The following is a 10,175-nucleotide window of genomic DNA, read 5'->3' on the forward strand; positions in this document are numbered from 1 at the left end:
CGCCCGGTTTTGAAGACGAGTCAGTGAGGTGACTCACTGGCTTAGTTTAATGGAGATGGGGAGATGGGGAGATGGGAAGAGATAACCCTATAACTATGGGATATAACTATGGGAATAACTATGGGATTCGGCAAAGCCGACGCTACGCGAACGCATGTTTGTTTAACAGTTAGGCTTCCGCAACGGTTAGGTTTACGCAACGGTTACTATAGTCGATGCGATCGCATAGTTGATTAAATCTCTAGACGTCAGCTATCAGTTATCAGCTATTAGCTATCAGTTATCAGATGTGGGTCTGTGGCCAAGCTCTGGTTGACTGACAAAAAATGAAGTCAAAAGTGCTCAAATACTTATCTGGAGAGAGATAGCCGCCCTTGACTAAAGTGAGTGGGAGCCAGCATTCTAAGGATAGAAACCACTCATACCCTTGGAATGCTGTGAAAAAAACTCCCGTCTATACAATGCCTTGAAGAGCTGGATAGATCAACCCAGTGACTGGGCTCACCTGAGCCACCTGACAACCTGTTTGTGGATGGTGGTGGCCGTGATCAAAACAGGGGAGGTAAATTTGACCCGTTGGATTCCTGAGATTCCATGTAGAGGCCAATATGCCCAAAGCAAGCAACGCCGGATGCAACGCTGGCTGCATAATGCTCGAATTAACATCCATCGATTGTACAAACCTTTGATTCAAGCAGCTTTGGCGGATTGGAAGGATGACACTATTTATTTGAGTTTGGACACCTCACTGTTCTGGGATCAATATTGCCTGGTGCGATTGGTTGTGGTGCATCGGGGACGAGCCTTGCCTGTGGTCTGGCGAGTGCTCGAACATCGCAGTGCTTCTGTATCCAAAACACGATTATCGCGAGATGTTGCAACAAGCCATACACCTCTTGCCCAAAGGGGTTAAGGTCGTTTTACTGGCAGATCGAGGCTTTGTCCACACCGATTTAATGAAAGCCATGACAACCCAATGGGGCTGGCACTATCGGATTCGTTTGAAAAAGGACAGTTGGATTTGGCGAGCCGGAAAAGGATGGTGTCAGCTTAAAGATTTCCATTTCAAGCGAGGTGAAGCCCTCTGCTTTCACAATGTCAAACTCCACAAGGAGTACTGGTATGGTGGGGTCCATCTCGTCTTCGGTCGTAACAATGTCAATGGTGAGTTTTGGGCCATTGTTAGTGATGAAAAGACCACTCTTAAATCCTTTCAAGAATATGGATTGCGCTTTGATATCGAGGAAAATTTCTTGGATGACCAGTCCAATGGGAGCGAATGTGCAAAAATCCCAAATTCGCTCAGTTCCTGCTTTATCAAGGGCTTAGGTTCATCCTGGCAGTTGCTACGTTATATGTCACAGCCCAAGGGGTTGAGGTCGTTGAAACAGGTAAACGTCGATGGGTAGACACACACTGGCGCACGAGGAAACAGCTATTTTCGGATTGGTTGGGAGTGGGTCAAAGCCTCGTTGGAAAATGGCTGGAGACTGATTCGTCGGGTTCGTTTTACGAGTAATCATGATCCTGACCCAGTGATGGCCTCACGAACACAACATGATAAACGACGGTATCGACTGGAATTCAAAATACAAACGTACGAGTACGTGCTTGATTAGTTTTGTCAGTCAACCAGGGCCAAGCTACTTTTGACGCAGCGTGGGCCTAGAGCAATCGGTGCTTTTGTATAAAATAAGCTGACAGCTGACGGCTGACAGCTGACAGCTGTTTGCGTAGCCCATAGACTAATGGTTGCTGTTACCCAAAAGGAACATTCAACGCGCCATTTTGCTTGAGCCATTGGCACTGTTGAGCACTTAATCCTTTAGCATCGGTAAACACCGCACCGGCCACCTCGCATTGGTCGAAATCAACCCCATCCCAAATGGTATTCTCTAAATTAGCGTACTGTAAATCAGCATCTTTAAGATTAATACTAGATAAGCGAGCCCCTTCTAAATTTGCAGAAAATAAAGACGCTTCAGTTAAATCAACATCGTTTAATAGCGCATTTTCTAAACTTGACTCCAGCAACTGAGCACCACGCAAAATTACCTCGGTCAAATCAGCAGCTCTGAGATTAGCAACAATCAGATTAGCAGAGGTTAAATCTGCTCTGAGTAAACTAGCACGGCTTAAATTTGCCCGTTCCAAATCAGCACCAAGCCACTTAGTATCGATTAACTGAGCCCCTTCTAAGGTAGCTAGATCAAGGCTTGCTCCACTGAAATTAGCCTCAGGGAAATTCACAGCTCCTAAATTCGCCATCTTGAGATTGGCACCTGTAAAGGTTATCCCTTTTCCAGTTGCTTCTCTCAAATCAGCCTTTTGCAGCTGGGCTAAGGACGCCTCAACCCCATCTAGTCTTGCTCCACAGAGCTTAGCCTTTGTTGCCCAAGCCCCTCGGAGATTCGCACCCTCCAAACCAGCACAATTCAGTTGAGCTCCTGAGAGTCGGGCATAAACCAAAGTCGCCCCCGATAGGTTGGCCCAGCTGAGATTGGCTTGAGTAAAGTCTGTCTCTTGACAAGATGCTCCCGAGAGATTGGCATTACGTAGGTAAGCGTGGGCAAACTGAGCCTGATCCAGATTCAACCCCTGTAAATCAATATGACTCAGCTCGGCTTTCTGTAACGACAGTCCTTGCTTAAGTTGTTTAAGAACTTGATTAGTAGTTAATAATGTCATAGTATTGCTTATACAAAACCTGTAGTCAGTTCGTTTTGTATCTAATCTAACTTTATTGTCACACAATATGTGATTACAGCAATAATCTTTTACATAAATACATTGAGCGTTTGAGGCATAGGAGCAGTCAAAGTATTAGGGAATCGGGAATCGGGAGTCGGGAGTTGGGAATCGGGAGTCGGGAGTCGGGAGCGGTGCGACCCGTGGCGAATTTAATTCGACGACTGTAAGCGCACTCCCTGGGAGTCGGAATGCAGCTCAGTCTTGGGGGAAACCCTTACTTGTGCTTTGGATCAAGACGGGGTAAGAAGCTTGAATCTACCTCATAAGTCTTATCAAAATAACTATGATCAAAGCTATACCAACTTCATCGAAAACTACTTCTTACCTCTGTTCCCCTATACCCCCACACTTCCCCCTCTCCCCACACTTCCCCCTCTCCCCACACTTCCCCCTCTCCCCACACTCTTCTCCCGATTCCCGATTCCCGATTCCCGATTCCCGATTCCCGATTCCCCATTCCCTGCCCTATAGCTTTCATGGTCAAGTTTTCTATCAGTCGCTTTATCCTCATGGCAGCTATAGTTATCGGTGTAATTGTTCTTGTCCCAACTATCAAGCAAATTACCCAGCAGCGAGCCATGACATCCGCTTACGAATTACTGACTGACCCATTCTTGCAATTTCCTACAGAAGATTCCGTGCGAGTGGTTTGGTTTACCGAATTTCCTGGCTCCCACCACACCGTTACCTACGGCACGACTTCTTACCGTAAGGCCACTGCTACTACTACTAAACTCAGTCGCACTCGGGAAGACCAAAAATCCCGAGTAGGCAAGCAGACCGAAGACGCCCAACTCTACCAGAAGCCGATCATGCGGGATATTTGGCGTCATGAAGCCATCGTAACTGGACTGACTCCTGGTCTTCCTGTTCCCTATCAAGTCACCAGTGTCAAGGAGAATGGGCAAGTTGTCAGGAGCAAACTCTTTAGCCTCAGTGCTCTACCAAACCCTGAGACACCCCAGAAAATTCTTCTGACCTCTGACCATCAACTAATGCCGATGACAGCAGCTAATCTCCAGAAGGTGGTAGAAACTGTAGGCCAAATTGATGGGGTGTTCTATGTTGGTGATTTAGTTAATATTCCTGACCGGGCTTCGGAATGGTTTGATGATAACCGGGGTGGTGCCTTTTTCCCCTGTCTTCAGGGTCGAGCTAATTACCAATTGCAGAAGAATGGGGTTAAAACTACCTACCATGGCGGTGAAATTATTCAAAATGCCCCGATATTTCCTGTAGTTGGTAATCATGAAGTGATGGGGCGTTTTTCTATGGAAAAGGATTTGAATAGCCAATTCAATGACCCTTTTCCTCGCGCTGCAGCACAAGCCATCTATCGGCAAAAAGCTGAACAGTTAAATCCAGATAATGACCCTAATTATTACCAAGATTGGCTAAAAAATAATACCTATAATACCGACACTTATAACGAGATTTTTTACCTACCAAATGGCAAACCTTATTATGCCGTAACCTTTGGTGATATTCGCTTAGTGGTGTTGTACATTACTAATATTTGGCGCACACCTAGCTTAAGCCCTAATGCCAAAGGTAGGTATCAAGAACGGGAACAAGATTTAGACAATCCCATCGCTTGGGGATACGGACAACATATCTTTGAACCGGTTAGTAAAGGGAGTCCCCAGTACCAATGGCTCCAGGCAGAACTCAATAGCACTGAGTTCCAACAAGCTAAGTATAAAATTGTGATGCTTCACCATCCTCCCCATAGCCTAGGGGACAATATTGTCCCAGCTTATACTGACCCAGTGCAGATCATTGAGCGGGATCGGGCGGGTAAGGTGACAGCAGTACGTTATGAGTACCCCAAAGACAAGGATTACATCATTCGGGATGTGGTGCCATTGTTAGAAGCTGCTGGTGTGCAGTTGGTGTATTATGGCCATTCCCATCTATGGAATCGCTTTGTTGATGGTAATGGCATCCATTTTTTAGAATCCTCCAATGTGGGGAATAGTTATGGCGCTTATCTTGGTCAGAAGAAGCGCCCAGTACCAACTGGGTATAACGAAAACTATTCCGCTACTGGAGACCCCAATGGATTAGAGCCCGTTATGCCAACAATCGCGCCATTGTTAGGAGAGAATAACCAGCCCTTGCCTTATATCGCTAGTAATGACCTCACTGTATTTAGTATCTTCGATACTGGCACCGGTATAGTAAGTAGCTATCGCTTTGATACGCGATCGCCTAATTCAGATGTGATTAAATTCGATCAGTTTCAGTTAAGGCTAAGGGATTAGCCTGGGGAGATGGGGAGATGGGGAGATGGGGAGATGGGGGGAATTTTGATTAAAGGTAATTATGCCCAAAATTTATTATATAATGATTGTTTTGCTACTCTTGCCTGTTGCCTGTCTATAAAAAATAGACACCCTTAGACATTACTTACAAAATGAGTAATACTAGAGAGTGGAGTCATGAGATCTAGCATTGATATGGAAAGTCATTCCGAGATGACATTAAGCATTGGGGAGGCAGCTAAACAGCTAGGAGTCTCTACCAAAACCCTAAGACGGTGGGCTGATGCAGGCAAAATCAGATATCAACGTTCACCTACTGGACAACGGCGATTTTATCTTAAAGATATCAAACATATAACACCAAGAAATCCTCAGCCATTAACCCACAGATTGACAATTAACTATGCCAGAGTTTCAAGTGATGAGCGACAAAAAGACCTGAGGAGTCAAATTCAATTATTAGAAAATTTTAGCGCTGCTAATGGTTGGCAATACGAAACTATTTCTGATTTAGGGGGTGGTTTAAATTATCACAAAAAAGGATTGAACCAATTACTCAGAAAAATTATGACAGGGGATGTTGAACGATTGGTGATAACTCACAAGGATAGATTGCTGAGATTTGGATCAGAATTAATCTTTACCATTTGTGAAGAGTTTGGCACAGAAGTCGTGATCATTAATAAATCCCCAGAGGGAGTCAGCTTTGATGACGAATTAACCCAAGACATGATGGAATTAATCACAGTCTTTTCTGCCCGTCTCTATGGCGCTAGGAGCCAAAAAAATAAAAAATTACTGGATGGAATGAGTAAAGTGGTAAAGGAATTAGAGTAAGGAGTAGGTGGAGAGGGGTTAGGGTGGGGAGATTGGGGAGATTTTTATTAAGGGTAATTATCCCGACATGATATTAGAGAATATGGAAGAAACCCCGGCTGTGAAACCAACTCCCAACCGATGTGAGCCAATTATACATCAAAAGGGAAGAGGCGGTCGAGGAAGGGGTTAGAAAAAAGTCGATCAGGATCAAATTCTTTCATAAGTAGAGCGAAGTCATCCCAACGTGGGTATTGTGAGCGCAGATATTCCCGATTGGAATAAAAGTGCTTGCCCCAGTTGGGACGGCCACCATACTCTAATAATATCTGTTCGGCTTCCCGGTGATAGTTTTCAATCACCTTAAAATCTGACCCTGATAAGTTAAGGCTAATATATACCGATTCTCTTTGATACAGTGGGCTTAACCAATGCTCTTCGGAACTAGCAAATCGAACTGATATTGGTAGGTTTATCCTAAATCCCTGGTTTTCTATCATCTGGTGAATTTGCTCCAGAGCTTTGATTGTAGCTGACCTTGGTATGGCATACTCTAACTCGGAATATGTGAAATTAATATTCTCAAAGGCGAGGATATTAAAGCTCTTATCCCAACGGTTTAATCCCCGTAGATTAGTCAAAAAAGCTACTCTAAAGATGAGAGGAATTGTAAAAGGAAACGTCCTGGTAATCCAGTCACCGATTCCATTGCCTTCTCTAGATATAGTTCTAGATAGCTCGTCTAGGAATTGTCTCCAGAATGGCATGGGCGCAACTGGCTCATCCATTTTATTAAACTTAAACCAATAGGAGCGTGAGGTGTGGGGAAATTCAAAGAATTGGAAATGGTCGTTTTCTTTAACTAATGTGTCTATTTCTTTTCTGAGAATGTCGGTCAACATCGGTTGTTGAATATCTCGCAAGAAGAATGTAGGCACACAACGAAGGGTTAATTTAGTAATAATACCAAGGGCACCCAAGTTGACACATACTCCATAAAATGTGGGATTATCTTGTTGGTAGCGGACAACTTCCCCGGATGCTTTCATTAGCTCCAGCTCGACCACTGCACTGGCCAGTGAGCCGTTTTTGTCTCCTGTTCCATGGGTAGCCATTGCTATTGCACCAGAAATAGTCTGCTTGGTGATTGCTCCCAGGTTTTCCAAGGCCATTCCGTGTTGGTCTAGGTATTGATTCAAGCTGTTTAGTGTTATTCCTGGCTCGACAGTAACGGTGCCCCGTTCTCGGTCTAGCTCGATTACTCGGTTTAGTCGCTTTAATGATACAAGAACACCATCGGTGCATGCAGCTTCTGACCATGAGTGTCCCGAACCAACCACCTTAACTTTCATCTTTTCGGTTCGAGCCATGGCAAGAACTTTCCTGAGATCTTCGTTAGAAGATGGCTCGACAATACTTTTGGGGTTGCAAGAAACATTACCCCTCCAATTTGACCAAGTAACTGACATATTAATTTATGAAAAATATTGTAATGGTTTTTCTAGATTTTAGCATAGAATAGATAAGCTGTCAGTTATCAGTTTCTTAGCTGAATCAGTAGTTTAGCAATATGACGTTGAAGGTTTTCCCAATCTTCGGGAAAGTCGTCACGGGTAAAGATTTCTGAGGCATTTTCATAGCATGCGATCGCATTTTCCAGATTCTCTGTAGTCTCTCCTACTATTCTGTTGCTGTAAGCATTACCCAGGTTATATAGGGTCCTTGCCCACTCTTCGGGGAAGTCTGGTTTGGTATAAACCTCCAAGGCTAGTTGGTATTTGGCAATGGCTTTTTCGAGATTATCAGCCCGGTCTCCACGGATTCTGTCACTATAGGCGATGCCCAGGTTGTTGTGAGTACTTGCCCAATCAATGGGGAAATCTGGTTTGGTGCGAACGTCCAATGCTAGTTGGTATGCTTCTATGGCAATTTCGAGATTATCAGCCCGGTCTCCACGGATTCTTTCACAGTAGGCATTGCCCAGGTTATAGTGAGTCATTGCCCAATCAATGGGGAAATCTGGTTTAGTGCGAACTTCTAATGCTAGTTGGAATGCTTTAATAGCAATTTCGAGATTATCAGCCCGGTCTCCACGGATTCTTTCACAGTAAGCTATGCCCAGGTTGTTTTGAGTGCTTGCCCAATCTTCCGGGAAGTCTGATTTGGTATAAACCTCCAAGGCTATTTGGTATGCATCTATGGCTTTTTCGAGATTATTAGCCCGATTGCCACGGATTCTGTCACTGTAGGCATTGCCCAGGTTGTTTTGAATAGCTGCCCAAATTTCTGGGTTACTATGATTAGTAAAAAACGTTAGCATCGTTTGGTAACCGGCAATAGCGATTTCCCTGTTGTTGGCTGGATTACCCAGTGGAAAATCGCTGATCATAGTGCTGAATTCCCAGATAGTATTAGCGATATCTTTTGCTATTTCTGGTTCCGCTTCTGAGAGTTTAGCACTTGCCCAGGTTTCCAGGATATTGATAAAGTTATGATCGAGTTTATCTAAGTTTTCTTCCAGAAGTTGGTAGACAACTTCGCCGTCACCTTTGCTGTTGTTAGTTGCTAGCAATACCTCGTCTAAAAATTGCTGATACTCTTCCGATGAAGCCTTAGCTGAAGTAAGGGTTTCTGAAATTTCCAGACCCTTTAAAAGCTTACTCCTGATCCGCAGTAAAAAGTCAGCAGCATTTTGCTGACCCTTTGCTGTCAGATATTCGGCTGATTGTGCCATTACCTGCAATAAATCTGCATCCACTAACTCGCGGTTGCTATTAATAATTTTGATTTCTTTACCCTTGGGACAAGTTAGGAGTTGCTGGAGCAATTTGAGGTATTGTTGTCTTCTTTGTTGGTTCATTTTTACTTACCCCTGGGTCAGCTGTCAGCCTTCAGCTTTCTTGGTTGTGGGAGCATGTTACTTATATAGAACATTTGTACTAATTATCTAGCCCCCTCATGGGTTTAAGCACGCTCTGATGGTACATAGTTGATCTGTTCTGCAACTTTGACCTACTCCCTTTGGTTATTACTTATATAATAGTATTTTATATAGCAATTCTCTATGCCATGAGGTACAAAGAGATCCCCCTAAATCCCCCTTAATAAGGGGGACTTTGAGCTTGAAAAGCGTACCTCATAATAAATCCTAGAAACGCTATAATAGGCATTTGCGCGCCTAATAATCATTTTTAATAATCATTTTAAAGATACCTTCTTATCGATCAGCAACTACTTCTTACATCTCCCCATCTCCCCCTCTCCCCATCTCCCCATCTCCCTATCTCCCCATCTCCCCATCTCCCCACACTCCCGATTCCCGATTCCCGATTCCCGATTCCCGATTCCCTACTCCCCATGACTACACAAAAACAATGGCGTTCAGAAATTACTGCACTTCCGTCTTGGTTGCGACGTCCGATTGGTAATGCTAGTGACATCTCAACGGTGCAGCGGATTATTAAACAACGGAAGATTCACACGATTTGTGAAGAGGGACGTTGCCCGAACCGAGGTGAGTGCTATTCTCAGAAAACTGCTACATTTTTGTTGATGGGACCGACGTGTACACGGTCTTGTGCATTTTGTCAAGTGGATAAAGGTCATGCTCCCATGGCCCTAGACCCAGAGGAGCCCCAGAAAGTAGCGGAATCGGTACAGTTATTGGGGTTGCGGTATGTGGTGCTGACCTCTGTGGCTCGGGATGATTTGCCAGACCAGGGTGCCGGTTGGTTTGTCGCTACGATGGATGCGATCCGCCAACTCAATCCAGGTACTGAGATAGAAGTGCTGACGGCAGATTTCTGGGGGGGTAAAGGTGAGCAGGATCAAACCTCAGCAGAGTTGCAACAGCAACGGATAGCCACGGTGGTGGAGGCGAAGCCAGCCTGTTACAACCACAATATTGAAACAGTGCAGCGCTTACAGGGCAAAGTGCGCCGGGGAGCACAATATCAGCGATCGCTAGATGTGCTCAGCATTGTCAAACAACTCAATCCCGCCATTCCCACTAAGTCGGGATTAATGTTGGGCCATGGGGAAACCAAAGCAGAAGTAATAGAGGCAATGGCGGATTTAGGTAAAATTGGATGCGATCGCATCACCCTCGGTCAATATATGCGTCCCTCTCTCCAACATCTGCCCGTACAAAAATACTGGACACCGGAAGAGTTTGATGAGCTAGGTGCGATCGCACGGGATATGGGATTTGCCCATGTTCGTTCCGGTCCTTTGGTTCGTAGTTCTTACCATGCTGGGGAAACTTGAAGGTTGAAGGGTTTACTCTTAAGTTTTAGGGAATCGGGAATCGGGAATCGGGAATCGGGAATCGGGAATCGGGAATCG

Annotated in this window: 11 protein-coding genes; 7 read left to right on the top strand and 4 right to left on the bottom strand. The window is 44.8% G+C overall.

The window, feature by feature from the left end; translation table 11 throughout:
- Positions 1-466: 466 nt before the first annotated feature.
- Both BJP37_RS35705 and BJP37_RS42175 read left to right on the top strand, forming a co-directional pair.
- Complete coding sequence (locus BJP37_RS35705; protein WP_214607744.1) at positions 467-913, top strand: hypothetical protein; 447 nt, start codon at positions 467-469, stop codon at positions 911-913.
- A complete protein-coding gene (locus tag BJP37_RS42175) occupies positions 873-1,409 on the top strand; it encodes a hypothetical protein (RefSeq protein WP_229415209.1) in 537 nt (178 codons plus the stop codon). Before BJP37_RS35705 ends, BJP37_RS42175 begins: the two co-directional genes overlap by 41 nt.
- A gap of 349 nt (positions 1,410-1,758) precedes the next feature.
- Here BJP37_RS42175 and BJP37_RS05335 read toward each other — a convergent pair whose 3' ends face one another.
- Positions 1,759-2,688 carry a pentapeptide repeat-containing protein gene (locus tag BJP37_RS05335; protein WP_075897061.1) on the bottom strand — a complete coding sequence of 310 codons (930 nt, stop codon included), beginning with the start codon at positions 2,686-2,688 and terminating at the stop codon, positions 1,759-1,761.
- Positions 2,689-2,952: 264 nt separating this feature from the next.
- Here BJP37_RS05335 and BJP37_RS35715 point away from each other — a divergent pair, with 264 nt between their 5' ends.
- From BJP37_RS35715 to BJP37_RS05345, 4 genes are read left to right on the top strand one after another with little or no spacing between them, the layout of a single operon-like run.
- Positions 2,953-3,222, top strand: coding sequence for a hypothetical protein (locus BJP37_RS35715; RefSeq protein WP_143727481.1), 270 nt, complete (start codon positions 2,953-2,955; stop codon positions 3,220-3,222).
- Positions 3,223-3,227: 5 nt separating this feature from the next.
- Positions 3,228-5,015: a metallophosphoesterase family protein gene (locus tag BJP37_RS05340; RefSeq protein WP_075897063.1), complete on the top strand. Its 1,788-nt coding sequence runs from the start codon at positions 3,228-3,230 to the stop codon at positions 5,013-5,015.
- Between the two features lie 9 nt (positions 5,016-5,024).
- A complete protein-coding gene (locus tag BJP37_RS43285; protein WP_269086951.1) occupies positions 5,025-5,153 on the top strand; it encodes a hypothetical protein in 129 nt (42 codons plus the stop codon).
- Positions 5,154-5,210: 57 nt separating this feature from the next.
- The gene (locus tag BJP37_RS05345) at positions 5,211-5,852 is read left to right on the top strand and encodes an IS607 family transposase (RefSeq protein ID WP_075905781.1); all 642 of its coding nucleotides are present in this window, start codon (positions 5,211-5,213) and stop codon (positions 5,850-5,852) included.
- A gap of 131 nt (positions 5,853-5,983) precedes the next feature.
- On the opposite strand, the gene BJP37_RS05350 is transcribed toward BJP37_RS05345, so the two are convergent.
- The 3 genes from BJP37_RS05350 to BJP37_RS43290 form a co-directional block, all read right to left on the bottom strand.
- Positions 5,984-7,300: a D-arabinono-1,4-lactone oxidase gene (locus BJP37_RS05350; protein ID WP_075897065.1), complete on the bottom strand. Its 1,317-nt coding sequence runs from the start codon at positions 7,298-7,300 to the stop codon at positions 5,984-5,986.
- Positions 7,301-7,368: 68 nt separating this feature from the next.
- Complete coding sequence (locus tag BJP37_RS05355; protein WP_075897067.1) at positions 7,369-8,691, bottom strand: tetratricopeptide repeat protein; 1,323 nt, start codon at positions 8,689-8,691, stop codon at positions 7,369-7,371.
- 364 nt (positions 8,692-9,055) lie between these two features.
- Complete coding sequence (locus BJP37_RS43290) at positions 9,056-9,190, bottom strand: hypothetical protein (RefSeq protein ID WP_269086952.1); 135 nt, start codon at positions 9,188-9,190, stop codon at positions 9,056-9,058.
- On the opposite strand from BJP37_RS43290, the gene lipA reads away from it, so the two are divergent.
- Positions 9,189-10,097, top strand: coding sequence for a lipoyl synthase (gene lipA, locus BJP37_RS05360; RefSeq protein ID WP_075897069.1), 909 nt, complete (start codon positions 9,189-9,191; stop codon positions 10,095-10,097). The genes BJP37_RS43290 and lipA overlap by 2 nt on opposite strands.
- Positions 10,098-10,175: the final 78 nt, after the last annotated feature.

It is taken from the genome of Moorena bouillonii PNG (genome assembly GCF_001942495.1).
GTDB classification, from domain to species: domain Bacteria; phylum Cyanobacteriota; class Cyanobacteriia; order Cyanobacteriales; family Coleofasciculaceae; genus Moorena; species Moorena bouillonii.